Origin of the sequence: Pontiella sulfatireligans, from assembly GCF_900890705.1 — a bacterium.
In the GTDB taxonomy this organism is placed as follows: domain Bacteria; phylum Verrucomicrobiota; class Kiritimatiellia; order Kiritimatiellales; family Pontiellaceae; genus Pontiella; species Pontiella sulfatireligans.
In genome coordinates, this window is sequence record NZ_CAAHFH010000002.1 from 1,478,608 (window position 1) to 1,503,860 (window position 25,253).

Sequence of the window (25,253 nt, forward strand, 5' to 3'; positions counted from 1 at the left end):
GTTACACCTCCTCATTAAGGACCATGCCGGGCTCGCGCCGCACAGCAATCAGGACTGGAATCAGGCTGGCAAAAATACTAACCAAACAGGCCGCAACGAGAAGTTTAAAAAATAGGATCGAAGAAAAGGGGGCGCTCGCGATAAGGATCTTAAGCAACGCCAGTGCGCCGAGCGTTCCGATGACCGTTCCAACGGCGGCCAGTAGAGCCGCCTTGGCTGTGAAGAGCCATACCAACTGAAGGGTTCGCACCCCGAGCGTACGTAGGATCGCGATTTCGTGGCGACGCTCTTTCACATTGTGGCTGTAAAGAAAGAGTAGCAGTGCGGCAGCCACCGCAACGATCAGCCCCGCAAAAAACAGCGAAAAATGTTCCAACTGCAAGCGCATCGTCTGGCGAGATTTGACGATGTCCGCCACCTCCGCCTCGGCCGCCTTCTTGATGGCCGCGCGCGCGGTCTGCCGCGCCTTGGCGCGGGTCGCAAACTCGACCACCTCCGCGTCTGGTATGATTCGCTGCACGCTTTTGCGGATGGGCGCGATATTTCCAGCGGCGCAATTGCAGCTGAGTCCAAGGATTCCGCTGATTTCATCCTCTAATCCCAGTAGCGCCTGCGCATCGGCAAGGTTCATGAAGAGAACGATATCATCCTTAGTGCCAAGCGGCTTGCGGCAGAGAGTCACTTTATACGATGCGTCGCCGATCGAAAGGGTATCGCCCACCTTCACATGTAAGCGTTCGGCAACGGTAGAACCCAGCTGAACCTCTCCGGGTTCAATGCACACCTCCAGAGGCTGCTGGAAGCTTTGCTTGATAAAAATCTCCCCTTCCAACCCCGCGATGATCACCTCACCGTTAAATGCGGGCAATGAGTAGCGATGCCGAAGAAAAGGGAGATGGTGATTGAGAATTCCGAGTTCCGACGCGGCCAACTCATGAGCCTGCCCGATAGTCAGGTAGTCGGTATTGACATCCTCGATATAAAACGTTTCGAGCCGCTGCGCCCGATTATAGATCAAAATATTAAATCCGAGCGATTTGGCAAAGATCCGGGCGTCATTTTCGAGCGCATCCATCCGCTCCTGACTGCGATACTGCAGGGCACGGATCTCCTGCTGTGTTTGACGATCATAATTCGCCAAAAGATGAAGCGACGCCGTGACGGAAAGTACGGCGACGGCGACGGCCAAGGAGGCCAATAGGCTCCCCTTCCAGCGATGTTTCAATTCATTAAAAAAAAGATTACGACTATTCATAACGTTCTATTCCCTATCAAAAACAGAACGCTCCCAGTCCTGATCCAACAACAGGTCGGCGCCGGGGTTCATCGACTTCACCTGACACGAACAGGACCCGGTCAGGAACGCCGTAATATAGCCAATCAAATCCGATGAGATTTCTTCCACACCCACCAGCGGCGACACCGCGCGGCCCCGACCATAAACCGCAAACACCATGGGTTCATCGATAGATACATTTTCGTTCTCCGGAAGATTCAACAGTTGCGCAACCAGAATTTCGTCCACGTCCTCATGCGACAGCCGCATCGTACTAAACGCCACGTTCAGGGGGATGGGCGACTCCAGCCGGTCGCTCGGATCAAAACTCGACGGGCCATCGCCAATCACCTCGCCGTCCGGAAAGCTCAGGCCAGACGGCAAAGCCAATTCACGAGCCTTTTTTGCCAGACTGATATCCAACGCCTTGGCGGCGGCGGCGTCTTTTTCTTTATTTCCAGATTCTAGCAGCATAAACACACCGCTATCCCCGGACAGAATCTTTTGAATCAACTGTTTCCGAGCGGGAGAACCGATGATCTTTTGAACGGAATCTCCTGACAGCGCACCGGACCAGAACGGCGTCCACACATCCAAAGCACGGGGGAAAAACAAATGCAACCGAGCCCCGTGCGCCACCGATTTCGGAACTTTTCCTGCCAAGCTGCTCTCCGCCAGTTGCTTCGACGTCCACTGTCGCACCATCAAATTCAACGAGCCAACCGTTCCATCCGATGTTTTCTCGAGTTGGTCGATCGCGCGTTGCTCGTCCGTCGTCAACGGATCATCGGCAATAACCAGAGCAATATAGGGAGAAACCGGCCAACGCTCTAGCGCATACCGGAACACCGGCACTGTACAGGCCGATGCGGAAACCTGAACCGCCAACCAAATAGCTGCAAGCTGAAGTATTTTATTCATTCAAATTCCCTCCTTATTTGCGCGATGAACTCCGCGCATCCAGTCGTCGACATCATCCGACCCGAACAAACTCAACGTGTCCATGATCGACAATGACCTGCAATTCGTCGGGGAATCATCCGCTCCGGATCGCGGCAACATTCAAGGCGAGGCCCGATGACCTATCGGCATGGAAAAAAAAATTTAAAGCAAACACGTCGGAATAACCAGCCGTTAATCAGAGTCTGCTATAAGGGAAAAGGGGTCAGGAAAAGGGGTCAGTCCTATGAAATGATGTTTTCCGCATTTTACCCACCTATGAAACCATTTCAAAAAATTCATTCCACCCTGCTCCAACGGAGGAAAACAGGGGCCAGCAACCTTTAGCCAGCTCAATACGTAGTGAATCCATAGGCGCGTGGCCTCCGGTCGCCCTTATTTCTTTGCGCCGACTCTTCAGAGTCTTATAATCCAATCCCATACCACCCTGTTCCAATCCCCCCAGACCGTAGCTGTAAGGAAAATATCGCAAACAGTGTCGCACAGCAAGCTATAACACTTATAATACTTATCGGTTTACCAGTGTTTAGTGGTATAATTTACTAGTCCCGTGCGCACGGGGAGAGCGCAAGTGCAAGGTATAAGGGGAAAGTGCGAATTACAGGATGGAAATTCATCCCTGTTTTTTTTGCATGAAGCGCAGGTGCGGCTATTGCGTGACGATCTCTCGGACCTGCCGGTTTGAAGAGCCATAGCTGACGATGCCGACGTCGAGACCTGAATCTTTGATTTATACGATGGCCGTTACAGTACCCCGTATATCATTTCAAATCCATGACGATTGAATTCATATCGCCGAGCACTGAGGGATGCAACTGTTCAATGTGTTCGCGGATGCCGGGGGTGGTGATGACTTTGCGGATGTAGAGGGACATTTATGTTGCCGTTCCCTTAGGTCACTGCCCCACCGCAGGGGTGAAGCCTCACTGCGCAGGCTTGTGTGAGCAGGTCGGCGGTGTATTGGCGATAACCGCTTCATCGACCATCATACACTCGCCGGCTCCTTGCGGTTGAAATCTGACCGGTGAGGCGGGGCTTGAGCCTTCCGATTGACATCTCACGTCACAGATGGCTACTTTACAGGCAAGGCAAGCAACACACCCCGAAGGCTCAGCCTGTCACCCCCCAATACCCGTTGCTTGCCCAGAGCCTCGAACGACCCCCATTGTTCGGGGCTTGTTATTTCTCCAGCAACATTTTGGACGAAGACAGTGTCCACTCTCAAAGCCACTCCACGTCTGGTTAATGAAGTCTTCATCTACTTCCTCTTGAAACAGCGCATGGGTTTTTCATCTCTCCCATGTGCTGTTTTTTTATGCCTACAGAATGCCGTCAGGCTCCACTCCATCTTGCTGAGAAACGGAATATGGCATCGTTTATGCTTTATATACCGTATTCGTTCTTTAACAATTTAGCCCAGCCGGTCAGAAACGTAATACTCTGATTCGTTAACACTACTAAAGGGAGCTTAAAGCACCCACCTTGACACTTAAGGTTTCGGAGATGCACTTCCCCGCGACTGGGCAGCTCTTCACCGCTTCGAGGTAACTCGGAGCGGTTTTTTTATGCCTAAAGAAGCCCCTCAAGCGCAACTACGACCGTCCCGAGCCCAAAGCAGCCTGCAACATTCAAAGATGGGCGGCCCATTTCAGAGCAGACACCACCGTGGGTAATTCCTGATTAATGCGCACTTTGACTTTATTGAGTATTTCAGAATACCGCTGCAGCTCGCGGAGGGAGGATGCGCCCATCTCGGCAGATTGAAAGAGTTCCTTTTCGCGATCGCTGAAGTCGAGTCCGGTCTGAATGGTTTGGCAATCGACCCGGTGGCCCAGGTCATAGCCGGAGAGCAGCAGACGGGTCGGACCGGATTTCACAACGCACATACTTTCAAACCAGCGTTCCCCATCGTGCAGGGAATCGACCTTTAGCAGCTCCAGCAGATTCTTTTCCATAGCCAGCAGTAACTTGATTTCCTTGTCGGGTACGGAACAGATGGAAAGATAGATCAGCTTTTTCACCAGTACGGCATAGCCGTCGGGATAGTCCTTGCAGGCCGGCAGCCCAAACTTTTTCTGGAGCGTCAGCACATACGGCGCGCTCTTTCCAACTGCCTTTGCCAGTTCATTGAGTTTCATATTATATTCGCCTTGATACCAGCAATCTAACAGGAAACTATGATACCTACAAATTATCTCGGAAACTGCGGGAACGGGCCGGATAAATGCGGAAATTCATTAGGAAAAATAAGGAAAGACTACGGGTTCCAATCGTAATATTTTACAGCATTTATAGACAGCCAGCTCGGTACGCTGGGAGTGAAACACGCTGAAAACTACGGGGGAAACTACGGGTTTGGGTGAGCGATTTCCACCCTATTTCACATTATTTCATTAACCCCTGCAATGCCCGATAAACTTGATATCTTACTATTTACAAGATAGTTAAGGATACAAACAGCAACAAATTGGAAACGGCGCCTAAAGGTTTTGGATGCTTGTCACGCTGGAGGTTGCGAGTTCGAGTCTCGTCACTCTCGCCATACTTTAAGACGGTTCATTCGAGCCGTCTTTTTTTTATTCATCGAGCTTTTGCACCAGAGCCCGTCACCTATATCCGAACTGTCTCACATTTTGCGCAAGAAAGAAATTAGGCCACCCATCCCGATCCGCAGCCAACCTGTTAAACTTGTTGCCTAACATGGTAAAATAGTTTTACCTTTTCGCCATGAGTACGAAAAACAACAAACGTCCTACTATCTATGATTTGGCCAAACTGGCGGATGTTTCGCCGGGGACGGTGAGCCGCGTGCTGAACAACAAGGACAAGGTCAATCCGAAGACACGGGCAAAGGTTCTGGAGCTGGCCCATGAAATCGGATTGAAGCCCCGGGCAACCGCACGGAGCAAGGAGGTCGCGGTCATCACCGAACCGCATTTTACCGACCGCTTCAGAGGCTACACGAGCGTTTTGACCTCGCACGTGGCGTTTGCTCTTTCGGAGCAGAACGTTGGCATGCTGCTGCCTTCCGATCCGGTAAAACAGCTGCCGGGCTATTTCATCGATGGCGTGGTTGCCATTACCTATGAGCCCGAAATCCAGACCATGCTTAAGGAGATTGAGAAAAAAATTCCCGTGGTCTATCTCGATAATTTTGAAGCAACCGCCAAACAGTACGTGGTCCGTTCCGATCACTATCAGAGCGGCTACAAAACGGCGAAGTTTTTCATCGAACGCGGCATGAAAAAGCTAGCATTTCTTTCCGGCGATACGATCCCGGCCAAGGTCCGGATGAAAGGCTATACCGATGCCATCCAGGAAGCCGGGCTGCCGGTGGACAGCAAGCTTCAGATTCTGATGAAGCACGATGAATCGATCTATATGGTCGTGAACCGGGTTGTGAAAAACGGGGCGGATGCACTGTTCGTGCCGGGAACCAGCATGCAGGCGATCGAGGCCCTGCACGTCCTTGGAAATGTGATGAATCTCGACGTTCCCAACGACATCTGCCTGATCGGCGGAGAGAATACCGGGATATCCGCATTCCAGCACCCCCCCATGACCACTATGGGTGAACCGCTTGAGGACATGGCCAAGGCGGCAGTCGACATGGTGCTGGCCTTATCCGAGCAACAGACGATCAAAGAGCGCACACTGACGCTCCCGGTGGATCTCATCGAGCGCGATTCCGTTCGTTAAAAACTGAAACATCCGCCCCGTCGGTGATTATTCATTTTTTTATCAAACTGTTTTACTTTTGGTTAAATACATACTATACCCATACCAGCATTGAGGAATCACTCTGGGTATGAATCAAACAGAAAACAGTTTAGTAATGGGAGCAGACCTCTCGCTCCTGAAACGCAATTTAGATCAAGGGGCCGCGTATCGCATCGATGGCAGCCCCATCGAACCGGTTTCGTTTCTTAAGCAGGCGGGATTTGAATGGGCTCGCTTGCGCCTGTTCCACTCCCCTTCGGGACATGGTGCACAATGCACGGATCTTTTGTATACACTCGCATTGGCCAAACAGTTGGTTGAATCGGGCTACAAATTCCTGTTAGACATCCACTATTCCGACACTTGGGCCGATCCGGGCAAACAGCATGTACCGAAAGCCTGGAAGGAGATGGACTTCCTGACTCTGGAACAGGAAGTATACCGATATACGCTGCAGGTTGTTGCCGCTTTTGTTTCAGTTGGAGCCGAACCCGACATGGTTCAGATAGGCAACGAAATCACCCCCGGGATGCTCTGGAATCATGGACGGGTTGCACAGGCCCATAATGTCAACACGCCGCACTGGCAGCGCGAGGAATCCTCAAATGACAAGCAGGCCTGGAATCGTTTCGGTAAACTGCTCAAGGCCGGCATCAAGGGGGCCCATGTGGCGACCGGAAAGCCGACCCCGATCATGATGCACATCGACCGCGGCGGCGACATACCGACCAACCAGTGGTTCTTCGATAACCTGATGGAACAGGGGGTCGAGTTCGATGCCATTGGCGAATCCTACTATCCCTTCTGGCACGGCATGCCCGAGGATCTGGCCGAAACGCTTGAATTCCTCGGCAAGCGCTACAACAAGGATTTATACCTCGCCGAAGTCGCCTATCCACATAAGCACCACGAAATGTATGAAAATGCTTTGAGCGGTGATCAGGAAGGCTGGGATCGTCTCACGGGCAAATATCCCCTTTCACCCGATGGCCAGAAGCGATTCATGGGAGATGTCATTGAAATCGTAAAAGCGTCCTCCCACGGCAAAGGCATCTTCTATTGGGCGCCCGAATGGATTCCAATCCCCGGAACCGAAGACGAGGCCGACGCATCGCCCTGCTGGGCCCGCGCGCTTTTTGATGAACAGGGCAACGCACTGCCCGCCTTGGACGTCTTCAAGCAGACGCGCGAGCTGGAATCAGCCTAGGCCGGGCCACAACCCTTTTTTCAATATATAATGCGGCTTCGCAACAGGATAAATAATGGCCGCACAATTGAGAATCAATTGCGCACTGAACGAACACAAAGACCTAACCCAACAGAGCTGGAACCAAGTTGTTATGGACAGAAAAATGGAGGGCAGAAATATCTCCTCAACAGCATGCTCAATTCATTTTTCTGCCACCAATTTTTCTGCCCACACAATATGTTGAGATGATTGCATCGTGGAAATGTTGCTTAAACATGATCGGATTTGAATAGAGAGAAACTAAACCGCTGAGTTTTCGTGCCTCTTGTGACTCTTTGCGGCGATCTCTCTGCTGCAGAGCCAGTAAAGGGGCGTCCGTTAAGGAACATAAAGCGGCAAGAAGCTTGAGTGCTAAGAAACTAATCAAGGAACACCCATGGATAAATTTATTATTAACGTAATCCACCGGCCGGAACTGGTGCCGGAATACATCAACACCGACGCGGTGGAAGGCAAGGCCGATGATCTGGGCGCCGAGGAAGTGGTCGGCGAGTCGCTCGACATCTTCCGCCTCCAGCAGGACATCGCCCATCGCAACGGCATCAAATGCACGATCCAGATGACCTATGCCGCGCTCTACAACGACGAGGCCATCGCACTAGCCAAGCAATACCACGAGGAGTTCGGCGACGAAATCGCCCACACCTTCCTCGGCGTCAACTGCGAGGAGTTCCGCGAAAAATACGGACTGAAAGATCCCGCCATCTGGCTCTACCACATGGACGACAAAAAACGCATCGTGGTCGATTCCTTCGAACGCTTCAAAGAGGTCTTCGGCTTCTACCCGACCTCGACCGGTTCCTACTACATGGATGCCGAGCTGATCGCCTTCATGAAAGAGAAATATCCGATGGTAAAAATCGCCGTCGCCACCTGCTTTGAAGAAGGCCCCAAGGTGTTCCGCCACGCCAACAACTCGTGGTACACCATCATGGACGGCGCGCCCTGGACGGCCTGGGTACCATCCAAATACAACTCACAGGCCATTGCCGAAAACGAAGAGGATGATCTCGGCATCGTTGCCGTCCCGCATCTTTCGCGCGACCTGCTCGCCATTCAGGACAACGCAGGCGACATGTTCGGCACCCACCCGCAAAACGTCATCCGCGGGCTGATTAACGAAGGCGACCGCCTGCCTTTCCAGTACAACCTCATCGATCAATACCAGGTCATGAAAAAATACAACAAAGGATATTCCTACAACCTCATCTATGTCGGCCCCGGCTGGATGGGAAAAGCGGGCCGCTGGGAAACCGGCTACGAAACGCTGGTCAAATCCTACGAGGATATGATGGCGTACTACGGCGACCTCAAGAAAGAAGGCAAAGCCGAAGACCTGACCATGACGGAATTTGCCGACTGGTATCGCGAAAATAAAGCGATCAACGAACCCTGCTGCGCGCTTTGGAAAGATACGCTCTTTGGAACCAAGAACCAGGTCTTCTGGTATGCCGACTCGCAGATGCGCGCTACGGTGGAAATGAAAATGGGCGGCGCCATTGTCGACCTGCGCCCCTACGCCTCCAAACTGCGCCGCCCTGTCGGTGCGGGAACAAAAGCAAATCAGGACGCCTCCTATCCCTACATCGTGCACTCGCGCTACCGTGCCGGGCCGTTTGTTCACTATGCCGGCGAAGGCGCGATCAAGAGCGCCAAGATTCGCTTTGGCAAAGAAGAGGTTGATCTGAGTTCCTGCCGCACCACGGCCACCTACGAAGAGGGCGATGGCTGGCGCAAATGCATCCTGCGTCCGGTAACGGTCGAGTTCCAAACCCTGGAAGTCCAGATTCAGACCTCCTATACCTTTAAGGAAAACACGGGTGAAATTATCATTTCCCGGAAAGTGGTCGGCTCCTCCGATCCAACCAAAAAGGTGGTGATCGACGAGTTTCTAACCTCCTGCTGGGGCACAACGGAATATCCCGAAGACCTCACCGGCTGCACGCTTTCCGTCATTGGAAAAGATGGGGAACGCAACGATCTCTCCTACGACTACCGCTGCCGCGAGTTCAAGACCGATGAGGCCGCAACGGTCGAGGCTGTCATTCCAATGGTGCAGACCAAAGTGAGCCTGACGCCTGAAAACGAGGGCTGTGCCGGCTACTACGAAGAAGGCTATTCCTTCGCACCGAACCTGAAGATCGGTGTCCATAAGGAAATTGCCCTTGATGAGGCGCTCGTTTCCACCTTTAAAATTGAACAGGCAGATGGAGTTAATAGTTAATGGTTATTCGTTATCAGGAAATGCTCTTCACTAATAACCAATAACAAATAACTATTAACTCCACAAATCGGAGATTTATTATGTCCCAAGGAATTACAGGCCCCATCAACTACCGCTGCCCCCAATGCCTTTTCCGAGCAATCGACTATGACCTGCTCTACGACAAGGAGCAGGAGCAATACTATTGCCGCCGCTGCAACTGGGAAGGTGACGAGTCAGAAATCCTCGGCTACTATGCCGTCTACAAATCGCAGTACAAACACCGCCTCAAACGCTGGACCGTCGAAATGATCGAAGCAAAAGACGAGGAGGCATAGCGGGGCTGCGCCACTGAATAACGCCTTGAAGCGTAGCGTAAAAATAATTTGCAAATGCAAATAATGCTCATAGGGAATGGTTCACACAGAACAAGGAATATAGATTGCCGAAGGCGCTGGCTCCCCTGTGGCCCAACCTTGCTTCGTGACGAAAAACACAACAAACAACCCTTGCTTTGCGACACACGGTCAATATAAATACCCTTGCTTTGCAACAAGAAAGGAGTTGGCCATGCTGAACAGACACATTCTCTCAACACTGAATGAGTGGAAAAAATCTCCCCTAAAGAAGCCGTTGGTTCTTCGGGGAGCCCGGCAGGTCGGTAAAACGGTTGCCGTGCGGATGTTCGCAAACTCCTACAGCCATTTCACAGAACTGAACATGGAGCTCCCGGAAAACATTGAGTTTTTCAAACGCAAGCTGACTCCCGAAGAAATTATTCAGGCCATCAAACTGCGCCACGGCATCCCGACGGATGCCGATTCATGGCTTCTGTTCCTCGATGAAATCCAAAGCTGCCCGGAAGCGGTGGCGATGCTTCGCTATTTCCACGAAAAGCTTCCGGCATTGCATGTTGTCGCCGCCGGATCGCTTCTGGAGATCGCATTGCAGCGCGAACATATTTCATTCCCTGTCGGCCGCGTTGAGTTTCGCTACATGTATCCGATGAATTTTGAAGAATTCATCGGGGCAACCTCTTCCCCTGAAATGCAGGAGACCTTCCGGCAGGTTCCCTCCCCGGCCTTTGCAACCGAAGAACTCTTTGCTCTCTATCACCGCTATGCGCTCGTCGGCGGCATGCCGGAAGCCGTTGCCGGCTACGCAGTCACCCGCGACATCGTTGCCGTGAACCGCATATACGAAAATCTGTTTACAGCCTATGTAGACGACATTCCTAAATATGCAAAAAACCAAACCATGACACGGATTCTGCGGCACTGCCTGCAAACTGCTCCATTTCAAGCCGGGAAACGAATACGCTTTACGGGATTCGGCGAATCCGGCTATGGCTCCAGAGAAACCGGCGAAGCACTTCGCACACTCGAACAGGTCATGCTCATCTCGCTGCTGTATCCCACCACCGCTTTCCAATTGCCGTTCATCCCGGACTTAAAAAAATCACCGCGCCTGCAATGGATTGATACCGGACTGCTGCACTACATCACCGGCATCCAGCAAAACCTGATTGGAATCGATGACCTTTCAAACGATTTCCGAGGAGGTTTGCTCGAGCAGCTGACTGGACAAGAACTGCTCGCTGCACACAACGACAAAAGAAACCCGCCCCAATTCTGGGTGCGGCAAAAAACCCAGTCGCAGGCGGAAATCGACTTTATGCTATCCCTCAACGGAGTCCCCCTGCCGGTCGAAGTCAAATCAGGAGCAACCGGAAAACTTCGCTCCCTTCACCTCTACATGGAAAATTGTCCGGATGCTCACCTCGCCATTCGCTTATATCGCGGCCCCCACCTGATTCAGGAAGCCGGAATAAACTCAAAATACCAGCTAGCCAACATCCCCTACTACCACGCCTCTAAAATCCCTGAATATGCCCAACACCTGAATGTCCCTCAGGCAAGGAATGCTGAATGAGAATAACCGCACTGATCTTAACGCTCTGCCTTGGAGCCGCGCCTTCCTTCGCGGAGTTCATGATTGGTGCGGATCTGTCCGGGCTGGCGCTGTTGGAGGAGCGCGGCGCGCGCTATTTCGACGACGGCAAAGAGCAGGACGCGCTGGCTATATTCAAGGCGCATGGCTACAACACCATCCGTCTCCGTTTGTTCCTCGAAGCCGACGGGAAATGGGGAGCGGTCAACGACATAAAGTACACGGTCAAGCTGGCGCAGCGTGTAAAACAACACGGCTTCAAACTCCTGCTCGACCTGCACTATTCCGACACCTGGGCCGATCCCGGCCATCAGTCCAAACCCAAAGCCTGGGAAGAGCTGCCCTTTGCCTTGCTCAAAAAGGAAGTCTTTACCTATACGCGCAGTGTCATCTATACCTTCAAAAAATACGATTGCATGCCCGACTATGTTCAGATTGGAAACGAAATCACACCCGGCATGCTATGGCCGGACGGCCAGCTGGAATGGAAGGAGCGGGAGGATTCCAAACAGTGGGAACAATTCACCGACTTGCTGAAAGCCGGCATTCGCGGAGTCCGTGAAATCGATCCCAAAGGAGACACCAAAATCGTCATCCATATCGACCGCGGCGTCAACCCCGCCGTCACGGACTGGTTTTTCACGCACCTGAACGAACACCGCGTTCCCTACGACATCATCGGGCTGAGCTACTATCCCTGGATGCACGGAAAGTTCCAGGGATTGGAAACCAATTTGGAACAGCTCGGCCGGAAATTTAAAAAAGACGTCATCATTGCGGAGACCGCCTATCCGTATCGCACGATCAGAAAAAAGAAACACGAGCTGGACTTCCCCGAAACCCCCGAAGGGCAACGCGACTTTTTAAAGGCCCTAACCGAAAAAACTAAAGCCACACCCAACGGCCATGGCATCGGCATCTTCTACTGGTATCCCGAAGCATTGCCCGTCAAAGACCACAACACCTGGCTCGGCGGAGCCACGGCGCTTTTCGACAGCGAAGGCCATTCGCTTCCGGCCATTGGAACCCTTGCCGAAACCGCCCGGTCATTCCACAGCTCGACGGATAGTTTAGACATGAAAAAAGAACAAAGGATGGACTGAATGAATCGTTTGAAGATTTCGTTGCTGGCCGTTTTGATTATTCCCGTTCTCTCGGACGCTGCTGCAACCGGCGAGGTAAAAGCGCCGCCGCCGGTTCCAGGATATACCCGCAACCTGCTCTCCCCCAGTATCGATGGGTTAAAGGAAAAGGTGCTCTATTACGCATCTAAAAACCCCGGCAAGAAACCGCTGCTGATTTTTCTGCACGGCGCGGGCGGCCACAAGGCGGATATCCGTACCGTTCAGAGTCTTTTTGCAAAGGGCTTCAGCCGCAATAACCTGGTATGCAATGTTGTCCGGCCTCAGTCCGAAAAAGGCTGGCCGGCCGGGAGCATCGACCAGCTGCTGGACTATATGATCGCCAACCATGACATCGATGAACGCCGTATTTATGTGGCTGGATACAGCATGGGCGGCGCGGGAACCTGAACCTATGCGTTTGAAGGCGCCCACGATATCGCGGCCTTTGTCCCGATGGCTTCCGGCGCATCAAAAACGGGAAAAATCCACGAAAAATGGGACATCGAAAAGATCAAGGACAAGCCGATCTGGATGTTCCATGGGGATCGGGACACCGTGGTTCCCTATGCAAACGCCAAGGAAAGCGCGGATCTTATCGCGCAGATCAATCCGCAGTTTAAATTCACGTCGTTTGAGGGCGCGACCCACAAAAGCATGAAGCTGCCCTTCGAAACCGAGGAACTCTACACATGGATCCTGTCGCAATCCCTCCCCGAAAACAAGTGATGCCATAATGTGCGCCGGCAGCACGGCCCTCTTCGACAAGAAACAGGCACGCCCTCCCCGCCCTCAATGCGATGGCAAATCCGTAGCTCGCATTTCTCCCGTAACCACGTTGGGCAACCGCCCCGCGACGGCTGTTTTAGACAGGACGATTGTAGACAGGACAATTATTGCGGTGAAGCCGCTTTGGAATGCGGGCGACCACGTCGCCGCTTTCAATCGAACAGTGCAACTGTAATCCTAAAAGGGAAAATGGAACCACTAATTTTCACTAATAGCCACTAATCTTGAAGGGATTATATAAAATCCCCAGTTCACTTATCAGAGGACTCCTGTTTCCTCGCCGCACATCGTCATATAGTAATGATTTACAGGAGATTAGTGCAGATCAGTGCAGATTAGTGGTTAGCTCATTTCCGAATTCAGGGTAATCACTAATGTGGTTGCGCTACAGAGATTTTAACAGCCGTGGGCCCAGCTTTGTTTTAAAACGTCCAGGCATTGGAACAGATTTCCCATTCGCCAAAGCCCTATTGCCAGATGGCCTCGTTGCTACCGCCGCTGAGCGCCGGCCTCTTTTGCCCACTGGACTCCAAGAGTTGTAAAATTTGCACACCCATATTCCTGACATTGGAAACAGGCTATGTCGAATGTTCAACCCCCCCCGCTCCGTGATAATTGTTCGAAAAGCCCATTTTCATCTGGATGCTGCAAAAACAACGATACGGGAACTGATGTTAAGTATTTTGAATGACCAGCATACATCATTAGCAGCCTATAAACGGAATTAGCTTCATGTCCTTGTAAACATACTGAACAGGAAAGCCGCACTTTCATTGTGTTTAGGCGCTGCTCAATATTGCCGATATATTTTGAATTATGCCGATTTACAGCCTTACTCAGGCTTATGCGTGCCTTCTCCATCTCGTCAACAAAACCATCGGCATCGCTTTTGCTTGTGCAGGTGCCGGACTGCAAACGGTTCATAAGTGCCTTAATGGAAGATTTGATGCCCTGCATTTCGGAAGTTTGCTTGGAACGCAAGTATTCATTGGGGTCATATAGATAAGCTGTATCGATCTCTAGATCCTGAAGATATTCAGAAACAATTGACAAGGGATCGTTTGGAGTGAGAGCTGGAATGTAATTATTAATCTCTTTCCAACGGTGCGGTTCGTCAGTAAAAAGTATCGATCCCGTTGATTGAGCAATAAACATACTCATTTCGAAATTAGGTGCCATATGAGATATAAGCAACTGGCTCTCAGAACAATCTTCTCCAGTACTTATGAACGGATCTCGCTTCCGCATATATTTAGCGTACTCAACTAAATTTGAGAGCTCTTCTTTAGATAATTCCGAAGATGCAGATCTAAAATATTCACCTAACATGTCATCAGGAAGAGAGTAAATGGAGCGTTTATATTGCTCGAGCATCTTCGCCTCCGCTGATTTCATATCAATAGGTATATCATTTTTTCGTTTTTCTGCCTCCTCCCAAACTTCCTCGCGCAACTTAGGATAATGGAGTAGTGGATCCGGAAATAAAACAATCACACCCAATTCAACAAACGGCATGATGCTCATAAGAAACATTACGTTCTTTAGAGTTTCCTGTCTGTACAACTCAGGCTTTTTCAATGGGTTGAAGTCATCGTGCAGTACATTTGGATTAGGAAACGGACTCTGAACCAATATTTCATCAGCAAACAATAAGAACGTATTGATATTTCGTGAAATATATTGCGGGTCAAGATCACCAGAGAATAAAGCTCTTACAATCCGAGAATCCGGTCTAGGCATTAAAGCCATGATCTCCGATTCTTTCGGCCATAGAGCAGCAACAACCTCATGGATTTTTATAATTTGATCGTTGGTCAAACCATCCCTTATGTCCTTCCAATCAGAACAGGAGCCTAACTTCAAAATATCGGATATCGCATTAAATAGAATAATATTTCGCTCACGTATACTTAAGACAGAGCTATCCGGACACTCTTCGGGAGATCTTCCTCGGCAACACTTCTTAAATTTTTTCCCGCTCCCACAGGGACAGTAATCATTAGCTCCGCTTTTCTTTTTTGGCTTTTCTTTTTGGAGATGCCCAACATCTTGCGTCCTTCCATATGCATCATGAAATGAAGAGCTGCCATCTTCATATCCAATGTATATCTCACCGCCGTAATGATGTATTTCATTTTCTGGAGGCCGTAACACTTTACCACATTCTTTCCAACTAATCTCGCCAAGACTTTTTTCGGGATACAACCAGTCTTTATTTCCTGCAGCGACAAACCGCTTCGCACGACACTTTATGATGCAGTTAATACGTACTACTTCCTCATCGGACAGCTCGCGGGTACATATCGTGTTATCTATTCTTATCAAAGTGTCTCGGCCTGGATTGGCATTTGGACGATTCGCCTTGGGATCTTTAAGATTTGGATTCCGAGCATAGTCCAAATTAGTCAATATTAAGCACCTGTCACGGTCCAGTGGAAAAATCGTTTGAGTTGATTTCATCTCAATTCTTGGATCGTTCGGAAAGGCACACTCTGCAGAAACAGGGTTGCATGCATAATTGTACGTTGTTACAGGATGGTCTGATATCAGAAATTTTATGCTTGCCGATTTAGCCGAAACAATTTCCTTCACAGACTCTGCCCACAATGTGCAATTCAACATCCTGACTCGCTGCATCTCTAGAAGGAGCTCATTGTGATTTAATTTTGGATATTTTGACTTAATCCATTCGAGTCCCTTTGGGGTTCTCAATTTTTGAATATCCATATATTCAAAAAATCTCTTATGATATTCATGAAGTAACGAGATGTCCTGATCAGCCATTGCTGCTACAGCTATAGCCCCATTGTTATCAACCTCACCAAACAAATACCTCTCTATTTCATCATTTAGAAAACCGAAAAAGGCCGTTGTATATAAATCGGTTTGATAGAAACATTGCTTCGGGTGAAAAGGCCATTTTATGGCCTCAAAATGAATCACCCGCCCATCTGGGAGTTTCTTCTGACCAGGATTTAAGTTTAGATAATAAAATGCAGAAGTATCAGATGACAGGAACCTTTTTTGATACCAAATTGGAACATAATGATTGTCTCTAGAAAGTTGCATCACTCAGCCTGTAAAATAATTTAGGCAGCCGCTCCGACTACCCACGCCCACACTACCTCAAACTCTTCAAGTCCAAAGGATCTGTCCTTTGACCTTGGCGTGCCTGCATTTCTCGAAAGGGTCATCGAAAGGTGCCAGTCCCGTAATCTAGTAAAAACAGAAATTCCACTAGAAATTATCCAGCGAAAGGGTCTGTCCTTTGATCTTGGTGTTCTTGCATTTCCCCGAATCACCAGTCCCCCCCCCAAAACGCACTGTAAAATACGTATTAGTTATACCCGTTTATTGCTCTTCCATCTAGGAAACGATTTGAAAAAGAGGTTGTGATGAGAGGCATGAGGCAATGGGCATTAGACATAACGGCCGAGGGCAGCGAGAAGTATTCGGCACGAAGGAGCATTCAACACGAAGAAGCAGACAGCTGAAAAGCGGTGACGGTGTCACCGCTCTCCAGGGCGGCTGCGCCGCGAATCCTGTTCATCCTGTAGATCCTGTCCAAACATAACAGTCCGCAGAGCGGCGGGCTCGGAGAGCCAGCCCTCCCACTGGAACTCGCATTTGCCACAAGTGAGTCACGTTGCACGTGCCAACGTGGTCACGGGAGAAATGCAAGCTACTGCCATGCGACGGCACAAACATCCTGTTCATCCTGTAGATCCTGTCCAAACATAACAGTCCGCAGAGCGGCGCGCGGGGAAAGCCAGCCCTACCAAATGAACTCGCATTTGGAGATGCAAGCTACTGCCGCTCGACGGTAAAGCGGTGTCGCCTTGCAGTTGCCACCGCACTCCAAGGCGGCTACGCCGCACAATCATGTTCATCCCGTTGATCCTGTCCAAACACACAATCTGCAGAGCGACGGGCTCAGAGAGCCAGCCCCGCATTTGCCACGAGTGAGTCACGTTGCACGTGCCAACGTGGTCACGGGAGAAACGCAAGCTACTGCCATGCGACGGCACAAACATCCTGTAGATCCTGTCAGAAAAAGCCCCGCGACAGAACAGCGCGCCCGGCGGTCGCGCCCTACCATTCCCCCTTCGTGCATCTTGTGCCTTTTCGTGGCTATTAAAAACCATTGCACCGTTCGGCAGAAAGCGACTTCGCTGCAATAGTCCTAAAACCAAGTCAGGGTTTGGATGGAGCGAGCGGGCGTTTTGAGTTTTAGGAAGCGGTTGCCGCAACGGACTTCGAATGAACGGTCGTCCTTGTTCTGGTTGCAGACCACCAGGGCCTGCGAGCCGTCCGGACGCTGCACAGCCAGCACGAGAATATTTCCGCCGCCGTTTTTCACGATGTGGTGCAAGCGCACGGAACCGGGGCGTACGGCGCGAGAGACATGGGCCATGCAATAGAACTCGCGTTCAAACTTGGCACTGTTCCAGGTATCCGTATTCACGGTTACTAGACCGACGGCCAGCGAATCGTCGCGCGTGGTCGGTCCATGTTTATGATCAAGCGCAAGGTTCCACTGCAAGCCGACTGATGCGCCAGCGGCGAGGCCGCCGAGCCAGTTGTGCTTGAGTCCCCACGCGCAATCGCCCAGCCAGCCTTTCTTGGTTTCGTCACGCCAGCCGGTCGCTTCGGTGCAGTAGATTTTCTTGTCCGGCAGCTCCAGGGCCAGTTTTTCGTATAACCGCTTCATCTCCATCGCGCTGCCGGAATAGCAGTGCCAGGCCGATCCGGCCACGTATTGACCGGCGACGGGATCGGAACAAATCTTTTTCACCAGTTCAAACGGATCCATCTTGGCATCGCCGCCGATCACCTTTTTGTCGTTTGGATGCAGCAACCAGTTGTGGTCATGCACGAAGATTTCCGTTCCCAGTCCAGCGGCCATAATCTTCGGGCCAAGCGTCCGCACCAACCCGATCTGATCGTCCACGGTCATTCGCATGCAGGGATAGGCCGCGGCATCAAACTGCGGCTCGTTCTGCAAGGTGACGGCATTGACCGTCACGCCTTCGGCGGCATAGCCCTTAATGAAGTTCACAAAATAATCAGCGTAAGCATCGAAGCATTCCGGCTTGAGGCGATTGGTTTTCCCAGCAGCTTTTTCTTCGGCGGAAATACCGTTCAGGTCGCCGTTGCTTTTCATCCAGGCGGGCGCACTCCAGGGGCTGCCGACGATGCGGATAGACGGATTGATGGCCTTGGCCTCGCGGAGCATTGGAATAATGTATTCCTTGTCGTGGCCGATGGAAAACCGGGCGGGATCATCTTGATAGGTATAGCTCGTCCCGGTTGCCGTATAGTCCGATGAACCGACCGGGCGACGCAGCATCGAAAAGCCCGCGCCCTCTTCCGAGAAAAAGCGCTGCATCACGAAGGTGTACAGCTGCGGGTTCTTTTCCTTCAGTTGCGCAAGCACCCATGCCGAGGAGTCGGTCATGGAAGCACCAAGCCCCTGAATCGTCTGGTAGGTGCGTTCCGGGTTGATGACGATGGAACGGTCAGCTCCGATGGATTCGTTCTGAAATTCCAGAGGGGGTTGTTCGGCGAGCAGCATATAGTCATTATCCTGATCAACGCCATACTGCTCCAGCTTTTGCTCGCGTTTGGAGCCATCATCGAGTCGCGTTTGCCAAACGCGCACCGTCTGCGCCTCGACTGATAGAGCCATCAGCGCATAACAAAGCAGAATATAACCGTTGCAAAAAAGCAGGCGGGACGCCTGCGGTACGTATCGCAGGTGTCCCGCCTGCCCGCAACGGCCCCACCGTTTCAGATGATTCTCAATTTCCGCTGTCAGCAAAGCGCACACCTTTACTCCCCCATGATACGCAGACGGATGTATTCGTTGGTTTTTCCCGCGGTTGTAATTTCGTTGGTAACCGCTTCGAAGTCATCGTTGATATAGCCGGCTGCAGGTGCAGCTGAATAGCCGCTGTTCGTCCAGATACCGGAGAGCAGATCGTCGGTCAATTCCAAGGAATAGAGAAGTCCATTACCAGATGTGGTGCGGCGCACATGAATGTACTCCAACCCACCGCCGGACATTCCAAAGGTCGGAAGCATCCCGATGTCGGCGGAATTCGTCGGGTCGCCGCCAAGACCGTATTCATAGAGGTTGCTCAGCTGATCGCCATCGTCGTTGCCGTCCGACCCTTCTGAAAGGTCGTACGATTCCGCCCATAATCCATAAGAAAGATTGAAGACCCGGCTTAAATGCCGCGAAGCCTCGAACAGGGTCGGAAGGTGCATTGGCCGTCCGCTGTTGAAGAAGGCGTGTACCTCGTCGCGGTAGATCAAGGCGGTCGCGTTTCCGTTGGCCTCGACCATTTTCTCCGCAAACTGGAGGCTTTGCTGATGCTCAATCGTCGTGTCGGCCGACCCATGCAGCAGCAACGTGTCGGGCGGATGGGTTCGCACGTTCAGCGCGGCGGAATTAGCAGCCAGCGACGGTATATCCTGTTCGAAGCTGGTTCCGCCGCCGAAGCCGTACGGCGGCACCCGGTTGACAAAATCATAGAGACCGTTCAAGCCGATATAGCAAGTGATGTTGGTGTTGGCCTGGGCGACCAACGCCGAGGTCGGCGTGCCAGCCGATCCGCCGTAGAGCCCCATCCGGGATGTGTCGACTCCGTACTCCGTCGCATGATCGATCACATACTGGATCGCCAGCGAAATATCGTTCGTTGCCTTGGTAAAGGTTCCTTCGGAATTGTCCTGGCTGCGCCAGGAGACATTAGCCACAGCCACGCCCAGCTTTTCGGCGAAGTAGTAGGCCATGTTGGCAACCAGAATATCAGAGCGCGCCCAAGTTCCGGAATCGCCGCCCGACCAGCCGCCGCCATGCACCCAGAACATGACCGGGCATGGGTCGGCCGTGGCCGGAATATGCAGTTCGAGCGGAAGGATGTGCGGATCGCCGTTGTCGTGGTACACGGTCGCCATCGGATCGACTAGCGTGATGGCAACGGGATAGGAAACCCCGTTGTCCAAGATAAATGAAAAGGTTTCGCGCGAGATGGTCTTGTAGGAAATGCCGCCCGCCGACACCACGTTGGTCGGGATTTCGCACATCACCAGCTGGCCTGGCGCAAACGCCGTTGCAGGAATAAAGGTGAACACCGTATTGGAGGCCGAAGCCGTCCACTGCCCCGTTGCCCGCGCCCACGCATTGCTTTCCGGCAGGCCGTCGAGACCACCGACTCCAACGATTACATTCGAGATGCTGCCGACATCCATCGCTTCGCTGAAGGTGACCTGAATGGGTGTTCCGACCGGCACCTCATAACCTGTCGGCTGAAAGTCGTCCACCAGAATGGCCTGCTCGGTGGCTACCTCGTATTTAGCCGAGAGTTCCTCCCAAACGGCTTGGCGTTCTGCCTCACTCAACGCACGATCATAGATTCTAATTTCAGCGATATCGCATTCCATCGCTCCATTCAGGATGTCGGTGTTGGGTGCATTGAACATGCCGATAACGATGTCGCGGTCGCTCCGCTCCAACGTGAAGGGGTTGGTTCCTTTGGTTTCCGGACTCTCAAGCAAGCTGCTGCGCAACGCCATCGTTCCAGTGTCGTCACCATCGTCATAATAGTTCGCATTGAGCAGCACGAAGCCGTCGCCCAGCAGCGCGGTTCCGCCATCCACTTGGTTCCAATTGCCGTTGCCGACGATGAATCCATACGTGCCGTCTGGTTTTGTGCGAATCGTCCAGCCGGACTTGTGATCCGCTCCGGTCAGGAACGTCCCGAGGAAACCTCCATAGGCGCTGAAGTCGCCACCGGTCGTGCGCCCAACCGTAAACACGGTAAACTCCCCTTCGAATTGGAGGTTGGACGCGGTGTTTCCCAACGACAGGAAATCATCGGATCCGTCGAAGTGGACCACGAGGTGGCCCGGCCACGCCTCGTAGAGCAGCGCCGGGCGCTTTGAAACCGCTGGTTGCACTGCATCGAAGGTTCCGGGTGATGCGAGATTGGTCCAAATGGGAACCCCGCTGTCGAGACCGATGCCATTGGCGGCATCGAACCACACAACAGGTTCCAGCAGTCCAGACGGGAGAAAGTTGATAGAAGCATCGTGAACGGCGTAGGTGTAGGTGTTGGTAAGTGCTTCCGGCGTCGCTCGGCTCCCAAACTGAACCGCACCGAAGCCCAGCCGGATCCGGTCGTTCTCAAACGTCTTGAGACTCCCCGATTCAATATAGTCGTAGATGCCGTCGTTGTTGAAATCCAATCCGAGTTCATACAGATGCACATGGCCATTGATCGCATCCACCCCGTCCTCGAAATTGGAGGCTAGGGTAATGTTGACGGCATAGTCCACCATCCGGTCGGCATCGGCGGCGGCGCCAAGCGTGGCATTGGTGGTTATGGTGCCCGCCTGGGCAATCGTGACCGGAGCACCAGACGCGCTGGCGACCGAAATGCGAGCCAGCAACGAGAACCCTGCGGTGCCCAGGTTCGGTACCGTTGGGAAGAAGGTTCCCGAAGGGTTGGCCAACCCGAGCACAACCTGGTCGTTCCACGTGTTCGGATAGGCAGAAGCACTCATCGTCATCGATCCTGAAATGCCGATCAGCTGGTTGGACGCCAGCCCGCCGGCAATGGTCGAGTCCATCAAAGCGATGCCCTGCGCCGACTTTTGGGAAAAAGATGTAGTCGGGGTTGCTGCCGCAGCCACCGTACCATTGCCCGAAGCAATAACCGCCGCCGAAACCGACCTTGCCAAAAGCCCGGCCAACCCGATAATCATCTGAAATTTCATCGCTACTCCGTGGTGATTATAAGCCGGATAAACTCGTTGGTTTTTCCAGAGATTGGAACTTCGTTGGTGACCGCCTCGAACATTCCGTCAATGTCGCCCGCGCCGGTTTCCGTGTAGCCGGAGTTTGTCCAGATGCCGGATATGAGTTGATCGGTCAGCTCAAGGTAATAGGTCAGGCGACTATCGATGGCGGTTCGGCGTGGATAGACATATTCAAACACGTTACCCGAGCTTCCAAAAGTTGGAAGGTGACCATCAACAAAACCATTGGTGGGGTCTCCCCCGAGACCATATTCACTAAGGTTAACCAGACCATCGTTGTCATCATCGTCATCCTGTCCGCCAACCAGGCTATACGGAGCCGCCCAGAGGTCATAGGCCGACCCCGAGTAGACCAATGCCAAGTCGTTACCATCGCCACCGGAGTGGCTAAGCGTATAGACGGTGGAGCCAATTATATTGGTTGAAGCAAACGAACCTGAAATCGATCCTGAGCCCACATTGTCAATCAGCAAGATTTCTGACGGCTGGTTCGTCGCTGCGGAAAGGTCAACGATCAACGAGCCGTTCAGCGCAACATTCTTGGCTGCAGCCGACTGCATCGGGGAAACTGTGCTGTTTTCGTCCGCCGTCCAGCGCAGGATTGCTCCCGGGCCCAGGGCCAGATTGCCCCCAATGGAAATCGACGAGCCCGACCCGATCATATCCATGAGTGAATATCCGCCTCCAGCGGCAGCAATGGCGGTATAGCTACCAAACGAAACCGTCCCTTCTTCGATGGAAAAGAGATTGGTAATTCCGGAGCCGCCGGCTCCGAACTCAAAGTTTCCGCCGACCGTCAGGGAGCCGCCCTGAAGCCGGATTCCGAGAGCAGACCCTGCCGCCTTGAAGGATACCGCGCCGTTGGTCGGGTAGACTCCGTTGTTGAGTATTTCGAGCGATCCTCCAGAAACAATGTCCAGATAGGCCTGGCCGCCGTCAAGACGAAGATTGCCAACCTGGTTCCCGGCGGCATCGACCGTGACCACATCCTGAAACTTCAGTAAAACGCGATCGAGATAATCGGGCGTATCATCAACAGACCAGGTCGCTTCGTTGGTCCAATTCCCGCTATCCACACTTTGGATTTCCTCGTAGGTCGGCGGATTCAGACGGGCAAAATCGATGCGGTTGTACGACAGGGCCGGCAGCGTGCCCGTGTAGCTGTTCGACGCGATGTTGAAGCTGACCGCGATCGACTGATTGGTACCCCACTGCCCAATGGCTTCGATCAACGATAATCCACTCGCTGGAACTGCCGCATCGACACCCGCTGTATCGAAGGTGATTTCGATCTGCTGATCGGATTCGGTTTTGTTGATGAGATAGAACATATACTCGGCATCCGTCGCAGCCGCAAAGCCATAGACATTGGCATGGGAGGAGGACGACCCCAGCATGGTTGCCCCCTGCGCAGGTGCAAGCATTTCAAAGCCTGCAGCACTTGGATTGAAGCGGTTTCCATTATAGGGATCGAACAGCGACTGCTCGCCGGTGGAAGCTCCCTGCTGACGGGAGTTGTCCCAGAAAGCGGAGCGGTCGTAGTTGCCGATAAAAAGCTCCTGCAGGAAGTCGATCACCACAAGGTTGACCGTATAGCGATTGAATCCTTCAATATACTGGTTTTTACCAATGCCATACTCATTGTTGGCCATCAGCAGATCAGGATAGCCTGCGTCCGCAGCTGCAGCCCGCAATGTATCGGCCAGATCGCGGTGGGTGCGTGCCCGGCGGTGATCGATAAGCGGAAATTCGGTCTTCCAGTCATCGTAGTCCCACACCGACATATCGCCGTCGCCGCCGTAAGGCCACTTGGAATGGAACTCGACGCCATCGACCCAGCCCCCCGCGACAGCCAGCAATTCCAACAGGTTGTCAGAGGTGATATTGTTGTTGTTCCAATAGACTCGGATGTTTGGATCCACCGCCTTCATGGCCTGGGCATACTGCACAAAAAACCCCGCACCTTCGGTCACGCTGGCCACGCCATCATCAAGCAGGCAGAGTTCCCACATGTCTTCGTTGCCGATATAATACTCGGCTCCGGGATAGCCGGAATCCTTGACATACTGAACACAATTGGAGGCACGTTTTATGCCCTCTTCCAAGGTTCGGAACTTGCTGCCGGAAAGCCAGTTGATGCCCACGTGCGGAATCATATTGGCGGCATCGCAGAAAGCGAGGTATTCATCGAGACCCATCCACTCACTAGGCGGATTTACGGGAATCGAACTGGAATAAACCGGATCCCAGGAATCCGCGGTAATGCCGCCCGACGGATTCTGCCAGTCGTAGGTCTTGGTGGTGGAACCCCCGGGATAGCGCATAAAACCGATGTTGTTGGTTGCGGCCCAGGCCGCCTTGCTGCCGTCGGCATAAATTGAATCGCGCGCATCGTCGTACCGGCAGTGCATACCGACCAACTTATCGCTGATGGTCCACTTCTGATCTGCGGGATCGACCGTTACGGCGATGGTGCCATCCGTGCTCGGAGCCGGATTATAGACTCCGTCCACTGCAATGTTATCGATGTAGGTTGCTCCAGATCCACCGGATACCGCGATTTCAAACACGGCATGCTGCCCATTGGAAAGGGTTCGGTCTGCCACCACATACGAATTAAGATCCGCATCAAAGTCGGCATAGTCATCATAGCCTGTCAGGCCGGAACCCGGTGAATTAGTCCAAAGTCCGAGAACGGTACCCGGAGCCAGACCCAGGCCTCCCTCCTTGTAGCTGATCTGAAGTATTTCAGGGGAGTTGGAAAAAGGAGCGGTCGCATCTGCCATAACCGCATGAAACACCATGGAGCTTCCGGCTCCTGTGTCGTTTGTGATCGCGATCTGAAGCGCATCCGATTGCCCAATGGAAAACGCCGATCCCGAATCATGCAAGCCGACCTCATCCGCAAAGCCGGAATATTGCGAACCAAACGAAAGGTCGATGCTGCCCCGGTCCCATTTGTTCGCATAGCCCGAGTTGTCCACTTCGGTCAGCACCGCACCGAACCCGGCCCGTCCGGGCACCTGCAGCGAAATATCCGGCGGCGGGCCCCACGAAGTGCGCGTCCAGCCGACAAACAATTCCGCGGCCTGCGTCGCTCCGGCACACAAGATGCCCATGCATATGATTGGTTTCACACTTCTTATCATTCCAACCGTC

15 protein-coding genes are annotated in these 25,253 nt (G+C 52.4%); 8 read left to right on the top strand and 7 right to left on the bottom strand.

The annotated features are described in order from the left end of the window. Position 1 precedes the first annotated feature (1 nt). The 3 genes from SCARR_RS19340 to SCARR_RS19350 all read right to left on the bottom strand — a co-directional run bounded on the left by SCARR_RS19340 (position 2) and on the right by SCARR_RS19350 (position 4,374). Entirely contained in the window at positions 2 to 1,198 is a 1,197-nt protein-coding gene (locus SCARR_RS19340; RefSeq protein WP_168433445.1) for an ABC transporter permease, read from the bottom strand. A 63-nt stretch (positions 1,199 to 1,261) separates the two neighbouring features. Further along, the gene (locus SCARR_RS19345) at positions 1,262 to 2,197 is read right to left on the bottom strand and encodes a hypothetical protein (protein ID WP_136063294.1); all 936 of its coding nucleotides are present in this window, start codon (positions 2,195 to 2,197) and stop codon (positions 1,262 to 1,264) included. A 1,667-nt stretch (positions 2,198 to 3,864) separates the two neighbouring features. Next, positions 3,865 to 4,374 carry a hypothetical protein gene (locus tag SCARR_RS19350; protein WP_136063295.1) on the bottom strand — a complete coding sequence of 170 codons (510 nt, stop codon included), beginning with the start codon at positions 4,372 to 4,374 and terminating at the stop codon, positions 3,865 to 3,867. Between the two features lie 589 nt (positions 4,375 to 4,963). On the opposite strand from SCARR_RS19350, the gene SCARR_RS19355 reads away from it, so the two are divergent. The 8 genes from SCARR_RS19355 to SCARR_RS19390 all read left to right on the top strand — a co-directional run bounded on the left by SCARR_RS19355 (position 4,964) and on the right by SCARR_RS19390 (position 13,208). Beyond that, positions 4,964 to 5,935: a LacI family DNA-binding transcriptional regulator gene (locus SCARR_RS19355; RefSeq protein ID WP_136063296.1), complete on the top strand. Its 972-nt coding sequence runs from the start codon at positions 4,964 to 4,966 to the stop codon at positions 5,933 to 5,935. Between the two features lie 109 nt (positions 5,936 to 6,044). Continuing rightward, a complete protein-coding gene (locus tag SCARR_RS19360; protein ID WP_136063297.1) occupies positions 6,045 to 7,163 on the top strand; it encodes a glycoside hydrolase family 53 protein in 1,119 nt (372 codons plus the stop codon). A gap of 418 nt (positions 7,164 to 7,581) precedes the next feature. Continuing rightward, a complete protein-coding gene (locus tag SCARR_RS19365; protein ID WP_136063298.1) occupies positions 7,582 to 9,429 on the top strand; it encodes a hypothetical protein in 1,848 nt (615 codons plus the stop codon). Between the two features lie 80 nt (positions 9,430 to 9,509). Next, entirely contained in the window at positions 9,510 to 9,746 is a 237-nt protein-coding gene (locus tag SCARR_RS19370; protein ID WP_136063299.1) for a hypothetical protein, read from the top strand. 232 nt (positions 9,747 to 9,978) lie between these two features. Continuing rightward, positions 9,979 to 11,340, top strand: a complete 1,362-nt coding sequence (locus SCARR_RS19375; RefSeq protein WP_136063300.1) for an ATP-binding protein — start codon at positions 9,979 to 9,981, stop codon at positions 11,338 to 11,340. Next, entirely contained in the window at positions 11,337 to 12,461 is a 1,125-nt protein-coding gene (locus SCARR_RS19380) for a glycoside hydrolase family 53 protein (protein ID WP_136063301.1), read from the top strand. Before SCARR_RS19375 ends, SCARR_RS19380 begins: the two co-directional genes overlap by 4 nt. Next, positions 12,462 to 12,890 carry a hypothetical protein gene (locus SCARR_RS19385; protein ID WP_136063302.1) on the top strand — a complete coding sequence of 143 codons (429 nt, stop codon included), beginning with the start codon at positions 12,462 to 12,464 and terminating at the stop codon, positions 12,888 to 12,890. 45 nt (positions 12,891 to 12,935) lie between these two features. Continuing rightward, on the top strand, positions 12,936 to 13,208 hold the full coding sequence (locus tag SCARR_RS19390) for a hypothetical protein (RefSeq protein WP_136063303.1): 273 nt from the start codon (positions 12,936 to 12,938) through the stop codon (positions 13,206 to 13,208). A 651-nt stretch (positions 13,209 to 13,859) separates the two neighbouring features. On the opposite strand, the gene SCARR_RS19395 is transcribed toward SCARR_RS19390, so the two are convergent. From SCARR_RS19395 to SCARR_RS19410, 4 genes are all read right to left on the bottom strand, one after another. Beyond that, positions 13,860 to 16,337, bottom strand: a complete 2,478-nt coding sequence (locus SCARR_RS19395) for a DUF4238 domain-containing protein (protein ID WP_136063304.1) — start codon at positions 16,335 to 16,337, stop codon at positions 13,860 to 13,862. A 1,114-nt stretch (positions 16,338 to 17,451) separates the two neighbouring features. Further along, positions 17,452 to 19,089 (bottom strand): glycoside hydrolase family 30 protein, encoded by a 1,638-nt coding sequence (locus SCARR_RS19400; RefSeq protein ID WP_136063305.1) that lies wholly within the window; start codon positions 19,087 to 19,089, stop codon positions 17,452 to 17,454. A gap of 11 nt (positions 19,090 to 19,100) precedes the next feature. Continuing rightward, complete coding sequence (locus SCARR_RS19405; protein WP_136063306.1) at positions 19,101 to 22,052, bottom strand: alpha/beta hydrolase fold domain-containing protein; 2,952 nt, start codon at positions 22,050 to 22,052, stop codon at positions 19,101 to 19,103. 2 nt (positions 22,053 to 22,054) lie between these two features. Further along, a complete protein-coding gene (locus SCARR_RS19410; protein WP_136063307.1) occupies positions 22,055 to 25,231 on the bottom strand; it encodes a hypothetical protein in 3,177 nt (1,058 codons plus the stop codon). Positions 25,232 to 25,253: the final 22 nt, after the last annotated feature.

Excerpts from the sequence above, each read along its gene's own strand:
- SCARR_RS19345 (WP_136063294.1), bottom strand. The coding sequence starts at position 2,197 with ATGAATAAAATACTTCAGCTTGCAGCTATTTGGTTGGCGGTTCAGGTT.
- SCARR_RS19350 (WP_136063295.1), bottom strand. The coding sequence starts at position 4,374 with ATGAAACTCAATGAACTGGCAAAGGCAGTTGGAAAGAGCGCGCCGTAT.
- SCARR_RS19355 (WP_136063296.1), top strand. The coding sequence starts at position 4,964 with ATGAGTACGAAAAACAACAAACGTCCTACTATCTATGATTTGGCCAAA.
- SCARR_RS19360 (WP_136063297.1), top strand. The coding sequence starts at position 6,045 with ATGAATCAAACAGAAAACAGTTTAGTAATGGGAGCAGACCTCTCGCTC.
- SCARR_RS19365 (WP_136063298.1), top strand. The coding sequence starts at position 7,582 with ATGGATAAATTTATTATTAACGTAATCCACCGGCCGGAACTGGTGCCG.
- SCARR_RS19370 (WP_136063299.1), top strand. The coding sequence starts at position 9,510 with ATGTCCCAAGGAATTACAGGCCCCATCAACTACCGCTGCCCCCAATGC.
- SCARR_RS19375 (WP_136063300.1), top strand. The coding sequence starts at position 9,979 with ATGCTGAACAGACACATTCTCTCAACACTGAATGAGTGGAAAAAATCT.
- SCARR_RS19380 (WP_136063301.1), top strand. The coding sequence starts at position 11,337 with ATGAGAATAACCGCACTGATCTTAACGCTCTGCCTTGGAGCCGCGCCT.
- SCARR_RS19385 (WP_136063302.1), top strand. The coding sequence starts at position 12,462 with ATGAATCGTTTGAAGATTTCGTTGCTGGCCGTTTTGATTATTCCCGTT.
- SCARR_RS19390 (WP_136063303.1), top strand. The coding sequence starts at position 12,936 with ATGGCTTCCGGCGCATCAAAAACGGGAAAAATCCACGAAAAATGGGAC.
- SCARR_RS19395 (WP_136063304.1), bottom strand. The coding sequence starts at position 16,337 with ATGCAACTTTCTAGAGACAATCATTATGTTCCAATTTGGTATCAAAAA.
- SCARR_RS19405 (WP_136063306.1), bottom strand. The coding sequence starts at position 22,052 with ATGAAATTTCAGATGATTATCGGGTTGGCCGGGCTTTTGGCAAGGTCG.